Raw genomic sequence first — 20,278 nt, forward strand, 5'->3', positions numbered from 1 at the left:
AAGAAGGAAATGAAATGAGTACACACATCGCAGCAAAACCTGGGCAAATCGCGGAAACAGTCTTGTTGCCGGGCGACCCATTAAGAGCGAAGTACATTGCGGAAACTTATCTGGAGGATGTCGAGCAGTACAATTCGGTCCGGAACATGTTTGGTTACACCGGGACATACAAAGGCAAACGCGTCTCTGTCCAAGGCACAGGTATGGGCTTGCCCTCCATCATGATTTACGCCAACGAACTGATCACTGAGTACAATGTGCAGAATCTGATCCGGGTCGGTTCGGCAGGGGCTATCCAAAAAGATATCCATGTGCGTGACATCGTCATTGCTCAAGGAGCGACAACAGATTCCAGCGTTGTCAGCAATACCTTCAATGGACAAGTCAACTTTGCGCCGATCTGCAACTTTGAACTGATGCACAACGCATATATGGTCGCGAAAGAACGGAAATTATCCGTCCATGTCGGCAATGTCTTATCCTCCGACCGCTTCTATAACGAAGAATTGGACAAACAGAAATTGGCTGACTATGGTGTTCTGGCGGTGGAAATGGAAGCTGCTGGTCTGTACCTGCTGGCCGCTAAATATAACCGGAAAGCGTTGGCTTTATTGACGATCAGCGATCACATCCTGACCGGGGAAGAAACAACTGCCGAAGAGCGTGAAACGACGTTCGACGACATGATGCTCGTTGCTTTAGAATCTATCTTATAATCGTAAAGAGGAGTAGTGTGAATGGGCAACAACGGGCATAAACTAAAAAACGGCAAAAAACGCGGAATCAAACTCTCCTTCTATTTCCTTTCCTTGCTTATCGTCGCTGCTGCGGCAATCGGTGGAACGTATGCGTGGATTGGGAGAAGTGTCACTCTTCCCTCCACTGAGGAAATCATTCAAGGGACAAACAGTTCAACATTGGATGCAGCTGCAGCGGATCGAATTGGAGCCGTCTATCAGACGCTGCTAAACAATTATGTTGAAGGTGTCGATGGAGAAGACCTGATTGAAGGCGCCTTGAGCGGCATGGTGGAAGCAGTCGGCGATCCTTACAGTCAATACTTGAATACAGAAGCGAGCGATAACTTGGATGAGACGATTTCCGCCTCATTTGAAGGTATCGGAGCTGAAATCATGTCCTTGAATCAGCAAATCGTCATTGTTTCGCCGATCAAAGGCTCTCCAGCCGAAAAAGCTGGACTATTGCCGAATGACATCATTCTTAGTGCGGATGGTCAGGCATTGCAAGGCTTGACAGCTAGTGAAGCAGTCGCTCTGATTCGGGGTGAAAAGGGCAGTGAAGTGGTTCTGGAAATAGTCCGAGGGGATCAGACCTTCAAGGTGAACATCGTCAGGGACACGATTCCGATCGAAACGGTGACATTTGAAATCGATGAAGAACATCCGGAAATCGGCATCGTCCATGTCTCCAGTTTCTCCACACCGACCTATGACGACATCGTTAGTGCTGTAACGGATCTGCGGACCCAGGGAGCCACATCGTTTGTGTTCGATTTCAGACAGAATCCCGGTGGCTTGTTGGATCAAGCTCTGAAAATCAGCAATATGTTCCTTAACGACGGGGACGTCATCATGCAGACGCAAGAAAAAGATTCCGATCCAAATAAAATAGTGGCAAGCGCAAGCGAGTTCGGAGATTTCAAGATAACCGAACCAACCGTCCTGCTTGTCGATGAAGGAAGCGCCAGCGCTTCGGAAATCGTCGCGGGGGCACTACAGGAATCATCGGAAATTCCATTGGTCGGGACAACGACCTTCGGTAAAGGGACTGTGCAGACAGTGTATCCATTGACCGAAAGCAGCGAATTGAAATTGACGGTCGCGAAGTGGTTGACACCGAACGGCAACTGGATACACGAAAAGGGGATTGCAGTCGACTATGAAGTCGCCCTTCCGGAGTATGCTACATTGACAATCATCGATTCCACTGCGACCTATGAAGAAGGGGCAGTCTCGGAAGAGGTCAAAAATGTCGAAGCGATGCTGAATGCTATCGGCTACGCTGTCGAAGCGGACGGTTATTACGATGAAAACACTGTAGAGCAAGTAGCGTCATTCCAAGCTGCGAATGAGCTGGAAACAACCGGTATCGTGACGGGTGACACGGCATTAGCGATAGTAGAGCAATTGCGGGAAGTTCTTACGGAGAACGATACACAGTACGATAAGGCTGTAGAAATATTGATTGGGAACGAATAATCCGAAAGGTTTGGCAGCTCTTACGAAGTGCCAAACCTTTTTGGTGTTGCTTGTAATATGCGCCTATGGACCGGTTACGATTCTTTTTATGCGCAAAATGTGCTAAACTATGAGTGTTGTTTTAGCACATTCTATAACCAAAAAGGTTGATACCGATGAAAGTTGATAAAAAGATGCAGGATGGCATCTGGGATTGGATGAAGGCAATCATTTTTGCCATGCTTTTGGTAATCATCATCCGTTTTTTGTATTCATTCCACTGAAAGTGGAAGGCGATTCCATGAGCCCCACGCTGGCACAGGGAAACTATCTCTTATATGAGACGTTTTCGCACATTGATCGCTTTGATATCATCATCTTCAGCAATGAAGAAGGGCAAACGCTCATTAAGCGGGTCATCGGATTGCCGGGCGATTCTGTAGCTTACAGCGAGGATCAACTGTACCTGAATGGCGAGCCGGTTGAAGAGTCTTTTCTGGGGACAGAGAAGCAGCAAGGGATGGATGTTTTCACTTCGGATTTTGATTTGCTGTCTTTGACAGGAGTGGAGACGGTCCCGGAAGGCAGCTATTTTGTATTGGGTGATAACCGTGTACGCAGCAGGGATAGCCGGATATTCGGTTTTGTCGCGCAGGCTGATATAGCCGGAAAAGCGGCAATGGTTTACTATCCACTTGAGGATTTTGGCTTTATTGAAAACTAAGTACCAGCTGGATTTATAAGAAAGGGTGATTCGATGTCATTTGGCAATAAAAATCATGACGACCAAGATTCTGGTTTTGTTTCCAGGAATGAAAGATTCGGGGTCGATCAAAAGAAAGAAATCCAACCAGAAAACCGAGGCAGTTTCTTGCGGGAAGCGATGAGTCTTATCCTTTCGGTGGCAATCGCCTTTGTGCTGTTCCTTGTCATCCGGACTTATTTGTTTTATCCGTTCCAAGTTGTCGGCGATTCGATGGTGCCGACTTTAGAAACCGGAGACCGGCTGATCCTGAACAAATTGGCTGAAATCGATCGTTTTGATATCGTGGTGTTCCCTGCTCCTGATGGGACCGATGAAGAGTATGTGAAGCGCATCATCGGGCTACCCGGTGATGAAATCACTTATTTCCAGGATGAGCTTTACATCAACGGGAAAAAAATCGAGGAGCACTACCTTGAGGCGCTGAGAGAAGATTCAGACCAGGCTTTGACCGGGGATTTCACGCTCTTTAGCCTGACTGGGGAAGCAACCGTCCCGGAAGATATGTATTTCGTTCTGGGAGATAACCGCAACGTTTCCAAAGACAGTCGTGTTTTCGGTTTCATCCCGGCAGCGGAGATCGAAGGAACTGCCGATTTAAGATTGTGGCCGCTGAACAAAATAGGCATCATTGATGACAATGGTGCAGAAGAATAAAGGGACAACCGCACACAAGTGTATTTGCACTTGTGTTTTGTCTTGAATAGAAGCAAAAGATGTACTCAGAAAAGGAAGTGTCAATATGTTAATACAATGGTTTCCAGGTCACATGGCAAAAGCGAAACGTGAAGCGTTGGAAAAATTGAAAATGGTCGATTTGGTGATTGAGTTGTTGGATGCACGCCTCCCAGTATCAAGCCGGAATCCTTTGATCGATGACATCATCGGAAACAAACCAAGATTGATTGTCCTTAACAAAGCCGATCTTGCGGATAACGCAGCCACAAAAGAATGGGTTGAATACTTCAAACAGGATAATAAAGCGCAACGGGCAGTTTCGATGTCTACGCTCAACAATAAAGATGTAGAGAACATCAAAAGAGAACTGAAAGAGATGATGGCCCACAAAACGCAGGCAATGATCAATAAAGGCGTCAAACCGCGAGCAATCCGCTTGATGATCCTTGGTATCCCGAACGTCGGGAAATCAACTTTGATCAACAAGCTGATGCAAAAGAACCGCGCGCAGACCGGCAATCGCCCCGGCGTTACAAAAGGGCAACAATGGTTGAAAATCGGCGGCGATTTCGAATTGCTGGACACGCCAGGGATACTTTGGCCTAAATTCGAGGATCAGCTGATCGGGCAAAAGCTTGCCCTGACGGGAGCGATCAAGGATACCGTTTTCCATAAGGATGATGTCGCTTTATTTGCGTTGCGTCATTTTATGCAGTATTATCCGGGCAGATTACAGAATTTCTATAAGGTAGACGAAAAAGAATTCGAAGGAGAGGTTCCGGAATTGTTGATGGAATTGACCACGAAACTGCGTTTTGGCGAAGATTACAGCCGTGCTAGCGAAAAAATCATTTTCGACATCCGCGGCGGCAAACTGGGACCATATACGCTGGACCAAGTTCCCGTTAAAATAGCGGAGGCTGAAGAGGGCTTAGCGGAATGAATAAACCACTGAGTATCGCTGCCATCAAGGAGCAATTGCAGGAAATCGAATCATTGGATGATTTCCGCTGGGAAGCAATCCGAGTCGACTCCCGCAAAGGCGTCCATGCTGCCGTAAAATCCTGGGAGCGGAATTATCAACTCGCCCTTGCCCTAAAAGAGCGGCAAGTCCAGATGATGGTCTTTGAAGAAGAGTTGAAGGCGAAAGGCCGTCTTGCTATCGCAGGGATCGATGAAGTCGGCAGAGGCCCATTAGCCGGTCCTGTGGTCGCTGCTGCAGTCATTTTGCCGGCAGATCTCCCTTTTCTCCCGGTCAATGATTCAAAACAACTCTCAGCCAAAAAAAGGGAACAACTTTACGATCAGATCATGACCATTGCCGATGTCGGCATCGGATTGATTTCACCAGAAACGATCGATACCGTGAATATTTATCAAGCCACGAAACTAGCGATGATGCAGGCAATCGCCAATCTGAAACAAGAGCCGGACAGCCTGCTCATCGACGCCATGAAGTTACCGTTGCCTGTCGAACAGCAATCGATCATCAAAGGTGATGCCAAATCCGTCTCGATTGCTGCCGCCAGCATTGTCGCAAAAGTATACCGCGATCGCCTAATGTCCGAGTATGCTTTGCAATATCCACACTACGGATTTGAGAAAAATGCCGGGTATGGCACCCAGTTGCATTTATCCGGCTTGGATACCCATGGCATCACACCCATCCACCGGAAGACGTTTGATCCGATCAAAAGCATGTTGAGAGATCAATGATGATTCCCGCTTCAGATTAGTTAGAAGGTGCCTTTCCCGGATGACATGCACTATTTCATCAAAATTTTACACATTAAAAAGCCAAATTCGACTCCTTGCGTATTATCTTAACAGATGGTATGTAAAGGAGTTTTTTTATGGAAATGAACCGCGAGGATCTGACGATCCGGGATAAGTTGATTTATCATGCAATGACGGGCGTATGTACGCCAAATTTTATGAAGCATCTGTACTTGTCCTGGATGAGGGACCCTTTCTATTCAATAGAAGAAATCGTAAACAGCTATGTGCCGATGAGCAACGAAACCAAACAACAGAAGTTGAAGCTGTCCTTGGAGATTGCATACTGCAAAAGGCCTTTTGCAGAGCTGAAAGAGCTCTATCGGGTCAATAATATCCAGGTTTTGACCATTCTGGACAACGGTTATCCGGAGGGCTGGCTGAACAGCTATCTGCCACCTGTCGTGTTGTTTTATGCAGGAAATATCCGCTTATTGGAGCAACCTTGTTTGAGCATCGTCGGTAGCCGCAGTCCGACTGCTTACGGAAAAGCAGTGATGGACGAAATGATCCCACCGTTGGTTGCGGAAGGCGTAACGCTGGTGAGCGGGCTCGCCAAAGGAATCGATCAAATGGTTCATTCCAGTACAATTGGATACGGCGGCGCCACAATCGGCATCATCGGGTCAGGTCTGGATGTCACCTACCCTAGGGAAAATGCCTCACTTCAGCGGCAAATGATGGCAGAACAACTCGTCATTAGTGAATATCCTTTAGGCTCGAAACCGGAACGTTTTCATTTTCCGATGCGCAATCGCCTAATCGCCAACCTTTCGCTGGCGACGTTGGTTATCGAGGCGGCGGAAAAGAGCGGTAGCCTCATAACAGCGAATTTGGCATTGCAGGAAAACAGGGATGTTTATGCGGTTCCCGGAAATATTACCAGCCGGCTCAGTGACGGCACCAATCAATTGATAAAAGCCGGTGCCGCCTGCGTTTTGAACGCGACTGACGTGCTGGAAGAAATGAAAACGCAGTGGAGATGAAGCACTCGTGAAATAACTTCTATTTGACAAACACATAGTTTATGGCATAAGATGGGAAACGATTTAAATGACAGAAATATACATACAAAATATTTCGTTGAGAGGAGTCGTTTCTTTGGCTTATAAATATTTAGTCATCGTGGAATCACCTACCAAAGCCAAGACGATAGAAAAGTATCTTGGCAGAAACTATAAAGTGGTAGCAAGCAAAGGCCACTTGCGCGATTTACCAAAAAGCCGGATGGCAATCGATTTCGAAAATGACTATCAGCCGGATTATATTTCCATACGCGGTAAAGGCGACCTGATTAAAGAATTGAAAAAATATGGCCATAAGGCTGAAAAAATTTACCTGGCTTCCGACCCGGATAGAGAAGGGGAAGCCATCTCGTGGCACCTCGCTCACTTGTTGGGCTTGGACCCCGCAGACAATATCCGCGTCGTTTATAATGAAGTAACCAAAGATGCAGTTAAAGAAGCACTAAAAAATCCAAGACCGATCAATATGGATCTTGTTTCGGCCCAGCAAGCCCGAAGGATACTGGATCGCTTGGTCGGATACTCCATTTCACCTATACTATGGAAGAAAGTCAAAAAGGGTTTGAGTGCCGGACGGGTGCAATCCGTTGCTTTGAAACTGATCGTAAACCGCGAAGAAGAGATTGCCGGTTTTGAACCTGTGGAATCTTGGACGATTGATGGCACATTCCTGAAGGACAAACATGTTTTTCAGGCAGCCTTTTACGGCTTGGGTGGGAAAAAACTTAAGTTGAAGACCAAAGAGGAAGCGGATGCGGTCTTCGAGAAGATCACTTCCAATGTCTTTGAAATTACAGATGTCACGAAGAAGCAGCAAAAACGCAACCCGGCTCAGCCATTCACGACTTCCAGTCTCCAACAGGAAGCCGCCAACAAACTGAATTTCCGTACGCGGAAAACGATGATGGTCGCGCAGGAACTGTATGAAGGGATTGCACTCGGCAAGGAAGGCTCCGTTGGTTTAATCACCTACATGCGTACGGATTCGACACGTGTGTCCGCTGGATCGATAGAGGAAGCGCATGAATACATCACGGGCACTTATGGTCCGGAATATGCCATCGAGAAACAGCGCGAAAGCAAAAATTCCCAATCGGCACAGGATGCACATGAAGCGATCCGTCCTTCAAGCGTTTTAAGGGTGCCAAGCGAAATCGAAGCCTTCTTGACGAAGGACCAGTTCAAACTGTACCAATTGATCTGGGCGCGCTTTTTAGCGAGTCAAATGACTCCGGCGATTTTCGATACGATGAAGGTGGATCTCAAGCACGAGGACGTCATGTTCCGGGCTACAGGTTCCAAAGAGAATTTTGCAGGTTACCGCAAAGTCTACGTGGAAGGCAATGCCAAAGAAAAAGACAACCTTCTGCCGGAAATGGCGGTCGGCGATACTGTGTTCTCGAAGGACATCGAACCGAATCAGCATTTCTCACAACCGCCAGCCCGTTACTCAGAAGCGACGCTTATCAAAGCTTTGGAGGAGAACGGAGTCGGAAGACCTTCTATTTATGCTCCTACGATCGAAACGATTCAGAAGCGTTATTACGTAAAAGTGACGGCAAAACGCTTCGAGCCAACTGAATTGGGCACCATCGTCAATGGCTTAATCTCCACCTATTTTCCGGATATCGTGAACATTTCCTTCACCGCCGGGATGGAACAGGATCTTGACAGTGTCGAAGAGGGCAAAATGGAATGGGTCAAAGTAGTCGACCGTTTTTACAAACCATTCGCTGAAGAATTGGCGAAAGCAGAGGTCGAGATCGAAAAAATCGAAATCAAGGATGAACCGGCCGGATTCGATTGCGAATTATGCGGACATCCGATGGTCATCAAAATCGGCAGATTCGGAAAGTTCTATGCGTGCAGCAATTTCCCGGAATGCCGGAATACGAAAGCAATCGTGAAGAAGATCAACGTGACGTGCCCAATTTGCCACAAGGGGGAGGTCATCGAACGGAAATCCAAGAAAAACCGGATATTCTACGGCTGCGATCGATACCCAGAGTGCGAATTCATCTCATGGGACAAACCAATCGGCCGCGATTGCCCGAAATGTCAGCATTATCTTGTTGAGAAGAAGGTCAAAGGCGGCATCCAAGTGAAATGCAGTCATTGTGAATACGAGGAAGATGTACAGAAATAACGTTATGGAGGCAGACTATGACAACAAACTCAGTTACCGTGATCGGTGCCGGCCTGGCCGGAAGCGAAGCGGCTTTTCAAATAGCGGAGCAGGGCATCCAAGTCGATCTCTATGAGATGAGACCTAAAAAGATGACACCTGCCCACCATACCTCAGGTTTCGCCGAATTGGTCTGCACCAATTCGCTGCGGGGGAACCAGGTCACGAACGCCGCAGGGTTGATAAAGGAAGAAATGCGTCACTTGAATTCTCTGATCATTAAAGCGGCGGATGCGACTGCTCTGCCGGCAGGTGGAGCTTTGGCCGTTGATCGCGACAATTTTTCAGCCTACGTGACGCAAACATTGGAAGGCCATCCCAATATCAAGATCCATCTGGATGAGCTGACAGAATTGCCGGAAGGGATTACGGTGGTAGCGACCGGCCCATTGACTTCTGAACCAATGAGCCAATCGATCCAAAGCTTTATTGAAATGGAAGGCTTGTACTTCTATGATGCCGCCGCACCAGTGCTGGAAAAAGACAGTATCAACATGGAAAAGGTATATTTGAAGTCGCGTTATGACAACGGCGAAGCCGCCTACCTGAACTGTCCGATGACTAAAGCAGAATTCGAATCGTTCTATCGTGAGCTGATCGCTGCGGAAGTGGCCCCTCTGAAGGAATTCGAGGAGGAAAAATACTTTGATGGCTGTATGCCTTTCGAAGTGATGGCCTCAAAAGGCGAAAAAACGCTACTGTTCGGTCCGATGAAACCGGTTGGGCTAGAAGATCCGAAGACCGGAAAGATTCCCTACGCAGTTGTGCAGCTCCGTCAGGACAATGCTGCCGGGTCTCTTTATAACATCGTCGGTTTTCAGACGCACCTGAAATGGGGAGAACAGAAGCGGATTTTGCAGATGATTCCGGGACTGGAAAATGCTGAAATCGTGCGTTATGGTGTTATGCACCGGAATACGTTCCTGAATTCTCCGAAAATTCTGCGCTCTACCTATCAGAGCCAAAAACGAGATGATTTGTTCTTCGCGGGCCAGATGACCGGCGTGGAAGGGTATGTCGAGAGTGCCGCCAGCGGCTTGTTGGCGGGCCTTAATGCCGCCAGAATGGCGAACGGACAGGAATGTGTCGTCTTCCCGAAAGAAACGATGATTGGTGCCATGTCGCACTACATAACGAACACAGACAGCAAGCACTTCCAACCGATGAACGCCAACTTCGGCATCATCGAACCATTAGGCGGCAAGAAAATACGTGATAAACAGCTTAAAAACCAAATGATAGCCGATAAAGCGTTGGCTGCCCTGGACGAATTCGTGCAAACGATTTAAGTTCGTCAGCTTACATTGAAATCTCTCCAACATTGTGATAAATTTAGTCATAAGATGTTGGAGGGATTTTTTTGTCTAATCAAGAATTAATCGATCGATTCATAAACTATTTGGCAATTGAGCGGCGCTATTCCGACGAAACGGTCAAGGCCTATCTGTTCGATTTGAAAAAATTTGAATCTTTTCTCGAAGAAAGTGGAACCAGCGACTTGATAGCGGTACAATTATACGATGTACGCCTGTATTTGAGCTTTTTGGATGAACAAAAACTGAGCCGAAACACCATTTCGCGCACGTTGTCGAGCTTGAGGGGGTTCTATCATTTCTTAATCCGCAACGACCTTCTGGATGAAAACCCTTTATCCTATATCTCTTTCAAGAAAAAGCAACTGCGTCTGCCGCAGTACCTGTACGAAGAAGAATTGGAAAAACTCTTGCGCGCAGCCGAGGGGACCGAAATACTGGACTATCGGAATCGGGCGTTGGTGGAATTGTTGTATGCGACCGGAATCCGCGTCAGCGAATGCAAGAACATCAAGTTGCAGGATATTTCCTTCGACCTAGGTGTCATCCTGATTTTCGGTAAAGGAAACAAAGAGCGGTATGTGCCGTTCGGGCATTATGCTGCCACAGCCATCCAGGAGTATCTGGAAATGACCCGGTCGGAATTGATGTCACAACACCAACGCAACCATGACTATCTTTTTGTGAATCGCTTGGGCGATCCGCTCACAGCAGGTGGCATTGAATACATACTGAAACAGATCATGAAAAAAACAGGCTTGACCGGCTCGTTGCATCCGCATATGCTGCGGCATACCTTTGCGACTGATATGTTGAATAACGGGGCTGATATGCGGACCGTGCAAGAACTTCTAGGACATGCCAGCCTGTCATCCACTCAAATCTATACACACGTAACGAAAGATGCCTTGCAACGGAACTATAACCAATTCCATCCGCGGGCGAAACGGGACAGCAAGAAACAGGGGGAATAACATATGACAACAATATGTGCAGTGCAGCACAACGGACGTTCAGCCATGGCGGGGGACGGTCAGGTGACGATGGGCGAATCCGTCATCATGAAAGGGACCGCCAAAAAAATCAGACGCATCTATCATGATGAAGTCATCGTCGGTTTCGCTGGCGGTGTAGCCGATGCTTTCACCCTCGAAGATAAATTTGAAGAGAAACTGAATCAATACAAAGGGAATCTACTGCGTGCCTCCATCGAGGTGGCCAAGGAATGGCGCGGCGATCGTGCCCTCCAGAAGCTGGAGGCTTTGCTGATTGTTATGAACAGGGAGCAGATGCTGCTAGTTTCTGGAAGTGGGGAAGTCATCGAACCGGATGACGGTATCCTTACGATTGGCTCGGGCGGGAATTACGCCTTGGCTGCAGCAAGAGCCTTAAAGCGAAGAGGCTCCCAGCTTTCTGCAAAAGAAATCGCCTATGAAAGTCTCAAGATTGCCTCAGAAATCTGCGTATTTACTAACGACAACATTATTGTTGAAGAATTTTAGATAGGTGGCTAGTATAATGAAGGAACAGCACAACAGAACACCAAGAGAAATCGTCAAGGAGCTCGACCGTTATATCATTGGCCAAGATGCGGCCAAAAAAGCAATTGCTGTCGCTTTGCGGAATCGCTACCGGAGACAACAACTGGACGCTGATATGCAAAAAGAGGTGACTCCGAAAAATATTCTGATGATTGGCCCAACCGGAGTCGGGAAGACGGAGCTGGCGAGACGCTTGGCGCTGTTGGTCGATGCACCCTTCGTTAAGGTTGAGGCAACCAAATTCACGGAAGTCGGCTATGTCGGCCGCGACGTTGAATCGATGGTCCGAGACCTAGTGGAAAACGCTATCCAGATTGTCGAAAAACAAAAACGCGGTGACGTGTATGCCAAAGCCTATGAAGCGGCTTTGCAACGCCTGGCTAAAGTCATGAAGCCGGGAGTCAAAAAAGCTAAGCCCAAACAGGAAGGGATGAATGACTGGCAAAATATGTTCAAAAACCTTGGAATGCCTCTGCCTGAAAATCAAGAAGAGGAAACCGAAGAAGTGACTGCCGAAATCGCCAAGAGCAGAGCGGAGATCATCGAGCAATTGCGCAGGGGCCTGCTGAACAACCGTGAAGTCTCCATAAAGGTGGAGGAAAAACAAGCCAATCCATTAGGTAGCGGTGGAAACAACGAACAAATGATGATGCTACAGTCGGCATTTGAATCCATGACGCCGAAAAAGAAAATCCAGCGGACGCTTTTGGTCGGAGATGCCATTGAGGTTCTTGTACAAGAAGAAACCGACAAATTGGTCAACAAGGATGATATTTCGCAGGAAGCTTTGAAGTTGGCCGAAACCAACGGCATCATTTTCATCGATGAGATCGACAAAATTACTTCCAAGTCACAAAACACCGGCGAAGTGTCTAGAGAAGGCGTGCAACGAGATATCCTTCCGATCGTCGAAGGGAGCCAAGTTTCCACCAAATATGGAGCTATCCAAACGGACCATATCCTTTTCATAGCATCAGGCGCGTTCCACGTTTCCAAGCCAAGCGATCTGATTCCGGAACTGCAAGGACGTTTCCCGATCCGGGTGGAATTGAATGACCTCACGGAAGATGATTTCGTCAGGATCCTTACCGAGCCAAATAATGCGATGCTGAAGCAATACATCGCGCTGTTGGCAACGGAGGACGTCAACATCACCTTCACCAAGGAAGCCATTCGGAAAATGGCCGTCATCGCGACAGAAGTCAACCAGGAAACCGATAATATCGGAGCCAGAAGGCTGCACACGATCATGGAAAAATTGCTGGAGGATCTGTTGTTTGAAGCTTCCGAAATCCCCGGGACAGATATCACGATAACGGAACATTATGTGGATGAAAAACTTGAGAAAATTGTAGAAAACAAAGATTTAAGAAGATATATCCTTTAAGCATAAAAAAATCCCCTTTAGGTTGGATGAACCTAGCGGATATTTTCTGATGGATGATCGTAGGGGGGAAACATGGACGAATTATTAGAAAAGTTGAGAAGAATCAACTATATGCTGCAAAAAGAAGGTGGCTTCGTTAATGTCAGCGGCGAAGCGACGGCATTACCTTTTACGGAAATGGCGAGTGTTCTCGGCGACATACTGAGCGCCAACACGTATTTGATTGATCTGTCCGGCAATTTACTGGGCTACAGCGAGGCGACCGATATCAACAATGCCCGCATCAAACAAATGCTGGAGGACAAGAAATTTCCGGAGCAGTATGCCCACAATCTGTCTGCGTTGTTTCAGACGACCGCGAACATCGGCATCGAATCCGATTTTACGGCCTTTCCGATTGAGAGCAGGGATCTGTTCATTACGGGTGTCACAACGATCGTTCCGATCTTTGCTTCCGGCAAGCGCTTGGGGAGCTTAGTTTTGGCGCGATTGTTTCCTGTCTTTGACAGCAGCGATCTGATCCTTGCCGAACATGGTGCCACCGTTATCGGCATCGAATTGTTGCATGCCATCAATTTGCGCATGCAAGAGGCAACGCGCGTGACCACACTGGTCCAGATCGCCATAAAATCGCTGTCTTTCAGCGAAATGGAGGCAGTCAAAGCAATCTTTGACAATTTTCCAACCTTAGAAGAACGCATCACCGCATCGAAAATTGCGGCAGAAAAAAATATAACGCGCTCCGTTATTGTGAATGCCTTAAGAAAACTTGAATCAGCCGGTATTCTCGAAACGAGATCGCTCGGTATGAAGGGAACATTCATCAGAGTTGTTTCTGCAGAATTACTTGATGCTTTAAAAAAGGCTTTGTATCCAAAACATGATCAGTAAACAAAATGGTGTAAAGCCAAACTAGGGGGAAATGTCATGGAGTTTGTAATCGAAAACCAGCACCTTAAGGTAACCGTAAAAGATAAAGGTGCAGAAATCACCAGCGTAATCTCAAAGAAATCCGGCATCGAATATATTTGGCAGGCTGATGAAAAAGTTTGGAACAGGCATGCACCCATTCTTTTTCCGTTTGTCGGACGCCTGAAAGATGATACCTTCCGACATAACGACAAAACTTATACAATGGGTCAACACGGATTTGCCCGCGACTCAAAATTTTCGGTGCATGAACGTCTGACCGACAGCATTACGTTCATTCTCGCGCCGAATGGTGACTTCAAACATGTTTATCCATTTTTATTTGAATTGCAGGTGGCTTATCAATTGTTCGAGAGTCAATTGTCGATCAGCTATAAAGTGAAAAACCTTGATGCAAATAAGATGTATTTCTCCATCGGCGGACACCCAGGTTTTAATGTACCGTTGACTGAAGGGGAAACATTCGAGGATTATTACATTAAGATGACTCCTGAAATTTCCCGCGAGCGTTTACACCTGGATGGGCCTTACCTCGCAACCGAGAAAACGGTGGAAGTGGAACAGAATAAATTTCCATTGCAAAGGGATCTTTTCCTGAATGATGCCATCATCCTTAAAACGCCGGAACCGACAACCGTGACGTTGGCTTCCGATAAAGGTGAGCACGGCGTCACGATGACCTATGAAGATTTCGACTACTTAGGTATCTGGACGAAGCCCCAAGAAGACGCCACTTATGTTTGTTTGGAACCTTGGTGCGGACTTGCTGACCGATCGGATTCGGACGGAGAGCTGGAACGCAAAACAGCCATCCAATCGCTTGAACCCGGTAACAAACGTTATTATGTTTATCGGGTCGATTTCTTTTAATTCAGTCGTTTGATCGGCCCGGCAGCATTTGTCTTGGGGCCAGACAAAAGGCGGGGCCGTAAATCAGCTACGATTTACGGCCCCGCCTTATTCTGTTATTTTTCTTTAGCGCTCTTCGATTTATAGCCGAAAGGTACTTTGCTTTCCGTTCCGTTTTTGATCCGATAAATGTTGGAACGGTGGCGGTAGATGATGAAGATCGTCAAAAGGATCGTAACGAGCGTCAACGGCCAATCCTGAAAGAAGAAGGAAAGTGCGACCGCCGTAAAGCAGACCAGGATGCTGGACAGGCTGACCATTCTTGAGAAGTACAGGTAGATGACGAAGGCGACAACGGCTTCCCCAAAGAAAAGCGGATTGTAGGCCAGTAGGATGCCGGCGCTGGTGGCAACGGCCTTACCGCCTTTGAATCCGGCGAAAAGGGGATACGTATACCCTAAAGCCGCGACAACCCCCGCCAATAAGGGATGGATTTCGACTCCCAGCCAGATTGGTAATAAGGTTGCAACTGAGCCTTTCAGCATGTCCATGATCAGGACGATGATGCCGGCTTTTTTCCCCAACACGCGGAAGGTATTGGTAGTTCCGCTGTTCCCGCTGCCGTATTTGCGGATATCTGTTTGATAAAAATATTTTCCGATCCAAATGCCTGAAGGGATGGAACCCAAAAGATAGGCCAGGACGATGACGATTGCTGTCATACTCACTTCACTCCTAAGTTGATACTCCAATATAAAACAATTCCAGTTCATTTTACCATCTTATCCGCATTTTTCCTATAGAAGGCAGAATTCCGCCTTATTTTTTATACTTTTCAAAGTGAAAGTTATACAGTATGATAGAATAGATGTTCGGTTCAGAACAGAGATGAAGGAGTTTTTTTATGGCACAAAATAAAGAGTTTAAATATAATGACGACTCCATTCAAGTGTTGGAAGGACTTGAAGCAGTCAGGAAACGACCCGGAATGTATATCGGTTCGACTGATGCCCGCGGATTGCATCATTTAGTATATGAGATAGTCGACAATGCGGTTGATGAGGCTTTGTCAGGTTATGCTGATCGGATCGACATCACGATCCATGAAGACCAAAGTATCAGCGTCAAAGACAATGGCCGCGGCATGCCGACCGGGTTGCACGCTTCAGGGGTGCCTACCATCCAAGTCATTTTCACCGTGTTGCACGCTGGAGGGAAATTCGGTCAGGGCGGCTACAAAACTTCAGGAGGCCTTCACGGAGTGGGCGCGAGTGTCGTCAATGCGCTATCCAAATGGCTGGAAGTGTCGGTCGTCCGAGAAAGCACGCTCTATACAATGAAATTCAAGGATGGCGGGAAACCCGCCAGCAAATTGATCAAAGCGAAAAGCGCAGCAAAAGCATCTGGCTCTTTGATTCATTTTTTGCCGGATAAAGAAGTTTTCGGAACAGCTCAATTATCCTATGATGTTTTGGCGGAACGATTCCGGGAATCAGCTTTTTTGTTGAAAGGATTAACTATCACACTGAAAGATGAGCGGACTGAACAAAGCGATACTTTTTTCTTCGAAGAAGGAATCAAGGAATTTGTTGCTTACTTGAATGAAGAAAAGGATACGTTGCACGATGTCGTTTATTTCAACGGGGAGGCCGATGGGATTGAAATCGAATTCTCCTTCCAGTATAACGACGGCTATTCGGAGACGATCCTGTCGTTCGTCAACAACGTCCGCACGAAGGATGGCGGCACACATGAAACCGGTGCAAAGACCGCCATCACCAAAGCTTTTAATGAATATGCCCGGAAGATGAACCTGATTAAAGAGAAGGAAAAAAATTTGGAGGGCAGCGATGTCCGCGAAGGCCTTTCAGCAGTTTTGTCGCTGCGCGTACCAGAAAATCTGCTTCAATTCGAAGGCCAGACGAAAGAAAAATTAGGTACACCGCAAGCACGTGCAGCCGTCGATAGCCTCATCAGCGAAAAATTGAGCATTTACCTGATCGAAAATGGCGAAACAGCCCAAATGCTTGCCAGGAAATCACTTAAAGCCAGAGAGGCTAGAAATGCAGCGCGCAAAGCCCGGGAAGAGACGCGGAACGGCAAAAAACGCCAAAAAAACGAATCGCTGTTATCCGGTAAATTGACGCCTGCGCAAAGCAAAAATCCGAAAAAGAACGAACTGTATCTCGTCGAGGGTGATTCCGCGGGCGGATCCGCCAAGCAAGGGCGCGACCGCAAATTCCAGGCGATTCTTCCGTTGCGTGGGAAAGTCATCAATACTGAACGCGCGAGCATGCAGGACATATTGAAAAACGAGGAAATCAACACAATCATCTACACAGTCGGTGCAGGGGTAGGTGCAGATTTCGACATTAAGGATTGCAATTACGATAAAATCATCATCATGACCGATGCGGACACGGACGGTGCCCATATTCAGATCTTATTGCTGACTTTCTTTTATCGTTACATGAAACCGTTACTGGAAGCCGGAAAAATTTATCTGGCACAGCCGCCCTTATACAAAGTATCCAAGGGTTTCGGCAAGAATGAAAAAATCCAGTACGCATGGACCGAAAAGGAACTTCAGGAAAAAATCGACATCATCGGCAAAGGCTATATTCTGCAACGCTACAAAGGGCTCGGGGAAATGAACGCGGACCAGCTGTGGGATACCACGATGGATCCTGAAACCAGAACGTTGATCCGCGTGCTCATCGATGACAAGGCCCAAGCGGAGCGCCGGGTCACAACACTGATGGGGAATAAAGTTGAACCGCGAAGGAAATGGATCGAGAAGCATGTAGAATTTTCGATGTCCGACAATAAGAGCATTCTGGAGGAAGATATTGCGCCGGCGTCCGACAGCGGGGAAGCGCATCTGCAGGATAAATTGAAAAAAGAATCTTCAGATCAGCAGGCCGTTCATGACATCGAGCAAATTTCGTTAGATTTTGAAAGTGGTGAAAAATAGTGGATAATCTGGAAATTAAAGAGCTGATGCTTGAAAACGTAATGGGGGACCGCTTCGGACGATATTCGAAGTACATCATCCAAGATCGAGCCTTGCCTGATATCCGCGACGGACTGAAGCCTGTCCAAAGGCGGATCCTTTACGCGATGGATGTTGCCGGGAACACTTCGGAAAAAGGCTTCCGTAAATCGGCTAAAACTGTCGGGAATGTCATCGGTAATTACCATCCGCATGGCGATTCCAGTGTCTATGAAGCGATGGTCCGGTTGAGCCAAGATTGGAAAATGCGGGAAGTATTGGTCGAGATGCACGGCAATAACGGGAGTATGGATGGGGATTCAGCCGCTGCGATGCGATATACCGAGGCCAGATTGTCAAAAATATCTGCTGAACTTTTGCGCGACATCGACAAAGAAACAGTAGACTTTGTGCTGAATTTCGATGATACCGACCAGGAACCGACCGTATTGCCGGCTCGCTACCCGAATCTTTTGGTTAACGGCGCTACCGGCATTTCCGCCGGTTACGCGACCGATATCCCACCGCATAATTTAGGCGAGGTCATCGATGCGACCTTGCATCTGATCGATCACCCTGAGGCGGAGCTCAAAGCGCTCATGAAATATGTCAAAGGACCCGATTTCCCTACCGGAGCGATCATACAGGGTTTGGAGGGCCTGAAAGACACCTATAACACGGGTAAAGGAAAAGTTGTCGTTCGTTCGCGCACTTCCATTGAGAGTATCCGCGGCGGCAAACAGCAGATCGTCATTTCGGAAATCCCTTATGACGTCAATAAAGCGACGCTTGTCAAGCGAATGGACGAAATCCGCATCAACCGCAAGATCGAAGGGATCGCCGAAGTGCGGGATGAATCAGACCGCTCTGGACTGCAGATCGTTGTCGAACTGAAAAAAGAAGCGAACGCGGAAGGGATCCTCAATTATTTGCTCAAAAACACGGATCTGCAAGTGAATTACAACTTCAATATGGTAGCGATCGACGAGCGTCGTCCGAAACAGGTAGGCTTGCACCAAATACTGAGAGCCTATATTCGTCACCAGAAAATCGTTATCACCCGTAGGACGAATTACAGCCTGAAAAAAGCAGAAACGCGCCTGCATATCGTGGATGCATTGATTAGAGTCATATCAATCCTCGATGAAGTCATCCAATTAATCCGTGACAGTAAAGACAAAAAGGACTCCAAACAGAATTTGATGAAGCAGTATGCATTTTCGGAACCGCAGTCGGAAGCAATTGTTTCCTTGCAGCTTTACCGGTTATCGAATACAGACATCACGGCACTGCAGAACGAAAAATTGGAACTGAATGAGCAAATTGCGACTTACCACGAAATCCTGAAACAGGAAAAAACGTTGTATGCTGTGATGAAGACAGAACTTGCCTCAGTCAAAAAACAATATGCGAATCCTCGCCGGACTACAATCCAGCATGAAATCGAGGAAATCAAAATCGATACGGAAGTTCTCGTGCCTGTGGAGGAAGTCGTTGTGGTGATCACGAAAGAGGGCTACTATAAGCGCACCAGCCTACGTTCATTTGGAGCCTCGACAATCGCAGAAATCGGCTTGCGCGAAGGAGATAAACCGTTATTTGTCGGGAAAGCATCTACTCTTGATGCAATTGTGATGTTCACCAACAAGGGAGACTATCTTCACTTCCCAATCCATGAGTTGCCGGAATTGAAATGGAAAGATACGGGGCATCATATCTCGCAAAATATTCCTTTCGCTCCGGAAGAAAAGATCATTAACGTAGAAATTCTCCCGAACAACAGCGAACCGACTGGGACAATCCTATTCGTGTCAAAAGAAGGCTATATCAAACAGACGCTGATGAGCGACTTCCGGACTTTCCGGGGCTACAGAAACAAAAAAGCGGTCGCCATGAAGCTGAAGAGCGAGACGGATGCGATTGTCTCTATCCAACGCTTGGAGGATAAACAAAACTATGATGTGCTCCTTGTGACGCATTTCGGATTCAGTCTGCGTTATGCGGTGAGTGAAGTAGGCATCATCGGAACGCGCGCCAGCGGGGTCAAATCCATCAATTTGAAGGACGGAGACATTGTGGTAGGAGGTGCTGCCTTTAAAGAAGGTGATGAGGACTTCCCAATCCTTGTGGTCACGCAACGAGGGAACATCAAAAAATTCAAATCCGGCGAAGTCCCGATTTTGGGTCGCGCGAAACGGGGATTGATGCTGCTGAAGGAATTGAAGGCCAAGCCGCACCGGATCATCTTTATGGATTGCGATCTATCATTGCCCAACCGTTATGTGATCCGCACCACAGTTGGTAAAAGAGTTGTGGTGGAAAGCAAAGAAACACCTTTCAGTCCTAGGTATTCAAATGGCAGTTTCGCAATCAACGAAAAGACGGATGGCGAAGTATCGGACATCGAGAAAGAGTTTGATTTTTCACAAATTAGAATTTTCTAATTAACTGTTATAAACAAAAAGCCAAAACGGAAACTGTGTAATAATACAGTTTCCGTTTTTTTATGAAACAGATTTTTCATCAAAATAAAGGTTTCACTAACTAATCGAAAGCTCATTCCTTTTTTTTAACTTTACAAACGTTGTTATGTCAACGTTTGTAAAAATTTTTCGAAAAGTTTACAAAAAGTTCGAAAAAA

The 20,278-nt window shown here is 47.0% G+C and carries 17 protein-coding genes; 16 read left to right on the forward strand and 1 reads right to left on the reverse strand.

Annotated elements, in window-relative coordinates; translation table 11 throughout:
- Positions 1 to 14 precede the first annotated feature (14 nt).
- The 14 genes from deoD (at position 15) to BLV66_RS02140 (ending at position 14,666) form a co-directional block, all read left to right on the forward strand.
- On the forward strand, positions 15 to 716 hold the full coding sequence (gene deoD / locus BLV66_RS02075) for a purine-nucleoside phosphorylase (protein ID WP_086985044.1): 702 nt from the start codon (positions 15 to 17) through the stop codon (positions 714 to 716).
- Between the two features lie 21 nt (positions 717 to 737).
- Positions 738 to 2,219 carry a S41 family peptidase gene (locus BLV66_RS02080; RefSeq protein ID WP_086985042.1) on the forward strand — a complete coding sequence of 494 codons (1,482 nt, stop codon included), beginning with the start codon at positions 738 to 740 and terminating at the stop codon, positions 2,217 to 2,219.
- A gap of 280 nt (positions 2,220 to 2,499) precedes the next feature.
- Positions 2,500 to 2,922 (forward strand): signal peptidase I, encoded by a 423-nt coding sequence (gene lepB / locus BLV66_RS02085; RefSeq protein WP_086985040.1) that lies wholly within the window; start codon positions 2,500 to 2,502, stop codon positions 2,920 to 2,922.
- Between the two features lie 33 nt (positions 2,923 to 2,955).
- On the forward strand, positions 2,956 to 3,618 hold the full coding sequence (lepB, locus tag BLV66_RS02090; RefSeq protein ID WP_086985038.1) for a signal peptidase I: 663 nt from the start codon (positions 2,956 to 2,958) through the stop codon (positions 3,616 to 3,618).
- An 85-nt stretch (positions 3,619 to 3,703) separates the two neighbouring features.
- A complete protein-coding gene (ylqF, locus tag BLV66_RS02095; RefSeq protein WP_086985036.1) occupies positions 3,704 to 4,582 on the forward strand; it encodes a ribosome biogenesis GTPase YlqF in 879 nt (292 codons plus the stop codon).
- Positions 4,579 to 5,355: a ribonuclease HII gene (gene rnhB / locus BLV66_RS02100; protein WP_086985034.1), complete on the forward strand. Its 777-nt coding sequence runs from the start codon at positions 4,579 to 4,581 to the stop codon at positions 5,353 to 5,355. The genes ylqF and rnhB overlap by 4 nt, the downstream gene beginning before the upstream one ends.
- A 137-nt stretch (positions 5,356 to 5,492) precedes the next feature.
- Positions 5,493 to 6,401 carry a DNA-processing protein DprA gene (gene dprA / locus BLV66_RS02105; protein ID WP_086985032.1) on the forward strand — a complete coding sequence of 303 codons (909 nt, stop codon included), beginning with the start codon at positions 5,493 to 5,495 and terminating at the stop codon, positions 6,399 to 6,401.
- Positions 6,402 to 6,516: 115 nt separating this feature from the next.
- Positions 6,517 to 8,586: a type I DNA topoisomerase gene (gene topA, locus BLV66_RS02110; protein ID WP_086985030.1), complete on the forward strand. Its 2,070-nt coding sequence runs from the start codon at positions 6,517 to 6,519 to the stop codon at positions 8,584 to 8,586.
- A 17-nt stretch (positions 8,587 to 8,603) separates the two neighbouring features.
- Entirely contained in the window at positions 8,604 to 9,914 is a 1,311-nt protein-coding gene (gene trmFO / locus BLV66_RS02115) for a methylenetetrahydrofolate--tRNA-(uracil(54)-C(5))-methyltransferase (FADH(2)-oxidizing) TrmFO (protein ID WP_086985027.1), read from the forward strand.
- Positions 9,915 to 9,985: 71 nt separating this feature from the next.
- Positions 9,986 to 10,912 (forward strand): tyrosine recombinase XerC, encoded by a 927-nt coding sequence (xerC, locus tag BLV66_RS02120; protein ID WP_086985025.1) that lies wholly within the window; start codon positions 9,986 to 9,988, stop codon positions 10,910 to 10,912.
- A 3-nt stretch (positions 10,913 to 10,915) separates the two neighbouring features.
- Positions 10,916 to 11,440 (forward strand): HslVU peptidase proteolytic subunit, encoded by a 525-nt coding sequence (gene hslV, locus BLV66_RS02125; RefSeq protein ID WP_086985024.1) that lies wholly within the window; start codon positions 10,916 to 10,918, stop codon positions 11,438 to 11,440.
- 16 nt (positions 11,441 to 11,456) lie between these two features.
- Entirely contained in the window at positions 11,457 to 12,866 is a 1,410-nt protein-coding gene (gene hslU / locus BLV66_RS02130) for an ATP-dependent protease ATPase subunit HslU (RefSeq protein ID WP_086985023.1), read from the forward strand.
- 72 nt (positions 12,867 to 12,938) lie between these two features.
- Entirely contained in the window at positions 12,939 to 13,757 is an 819-nt protein-coding gene (codY, locus tag BLV66_RS02135; protein WP_086985021.1) for a GTP-sensing pleiotropic transcriptional regulator CodY, read from the forward strand.
- 36 nt (positions 13,758 to 13,793) lie between these two features.
- A complete protein-coding gene (locus BLV66_RS02140; protein ID WP_086985019.1) occupies positions 13,794 to 14,666 on the forward strand; it encodes an aldose 1-epimerase family protein in 873 nt (290 codons plus the stop codon).
- 95 nt (positions 14,667 to 14,761) lie between these two features.
- On the opposite strand, the gene plsY is transcribed toward BLV66_RS02140, so the two are convergent.
- On the reverse strand, positions 14,762 to 15,367 hold the full coding sequence (gene plsY / locus BLV66_RS02145) for a glycerol-3-phosphate 1-O-acyltransferase PlsY (protein WP_086985017.1): 606 nt from the start codon (positions 15,365 to 15,367) through the stop codon (positions 14,762 to 14,764).
- 182 nt (positions 15,368 to 15,549) lie between these two features.
- Here plsY and parE point away from each other — a divergent pair, with 182 nt between their 5' ends.
- Entirely contained in the window at positions 15,550 to 17,619 is a 2,070-nt protein-coding gene (parE, locus tag BLV66_RS02150) for a DNA topoisomerase IV subunit B (protein ID WP_086985015.1), read from the forward strand.
- A 26-nt stretch (positions 17,620 to 17,645) separates the two neighbouring features.
- On the forward strand, positions 17,646 to 20,081 hold the full coding sequence (gene parC / locus BLV66_RS02155) for a DNA topoisomerase IV subunit A (protein WP_086985984.1): 2,436 nt from the start codon (positions 17,646 to 17,648) through the stop codon (positions 20,079 to 20,081).
- The last annotated feature ends 197 nt before the right edge of the window (positions 20,082 to 20,278 follow it).

The sequence above is a fragment of the Trichococcus collinsii genome (genome assembly GCF_900107505.1).
GTDB classification, from domain to species: domain Bacteria; phylum Bacillota; class Bacilli; order Lactobacillales; family Aerococcaceae; genus Trichococcus; species Trichococcus collinsii.

What these genes read in the sequence shown, in the direction of transcription:
- BLV66_RS02140 (WP_086985019.1), top strand. Translation starts at nt 13,794, where the DNA reads ATGGAGTTTGTAATCGAAAACCAGCACCTTAAGGTAACCGTAAAAGAT.
- deoD (WP_086985044.1), top strand. Translation starts at nt 15, where the DNA reads ATGAGTACACACATCGCAGCAAAACCTGGGCAAATCGCGGAAACAGTC.
- parE (WP_086985015.1), top strand. Translation starts at nt 15,550, where the DNA reads ATGGCACAAAATAAAGAGTTTAAATATAATGACGACTCCATTCAAGTG.
- codY (WP_086985021.1), top strand. Translation starts at nt 12,939, where the DNA reads ATGGACGAATTATTAGAAAAGTTGAGAAGAATCAACTATATGCTGCAA.
- rnhB (WP_086985034.1), top strand. Translation starts at nt 4,579, where the DNA reads ATGAATAAACCACTGAGTATCGCTGCCATCAAGGAGCAATTGCAGGAA.
- dprA (WP_086985032.1), top strand. Translation starts at nt 5,493, where the DNA reads ATGGAAATGAACCGCGAGGATCTGACGATCCGGGATAAGTTGATTTAT.
- hslU (WP_086985023.1), top strand. Translation starts at nt 11,457, where the DNA reads ATGAAGGAACAGCACAACAGAACACCAAGAGAAATCGTCAAGGAGCTC.
- lepB (WP_086985038.1), top strand. Translation starts at nt 2,956, where the DNA reads ATGTCATTTGGCAATAAAAATCATGACGACCAAGATTCTGGTTTTGTT.
- parC (WP_086985984.1), top strand. Translation starts at nt 17,646, where the DNA reads ATGCTTGAAAACGTAATGGGGGACCGCTTCGGACGATATTCGAAGTAC.
- lepB (WP_086985040.1), top strand. Translation starts at nt 2,500, where the DNA reads ATGAGCCCCACGCTGGCACAGGGAAACTATCTCTTATATGAGACGTTT.
- BLV66_RS02080 (WP_086985042.1), top strand. Translation starts at nt 738, where the DNA reads ATGGGCAACAACGGGCATAAACTAAAAAACGGCAAAAAACGCGGAATC.
- hslV (WP_086985024.1), top strand. Translation starts at nt 10,916, where the DNA reads ATGACAACAATATGTGCAGTGCAGCACAACGGACGTTCAGCCATGGCG.
- trmFO (WP_086985027.1), top strand. Translation starts at nt 8,604, where the DNA reads ATGACAACAAACTCAGTTACCGTGATCGGTGCCGGCCTGGCCGGAAGC.
- plsY (WP_086985017.1), bottom strand. Translation starts at nt 15,367, where the DNA reads ATGACAGCAATCGTCATCGTCCTGGCCTATCTTTTGGGTTCCATCCCT.
- ylqF (WP_086985036.1), top strand. Translation starts at nt 3,704, where the DNA reads ATGTTAATACAATGGTTTCCAGGTCACATGGCAAAAGCGAAACGTGAA.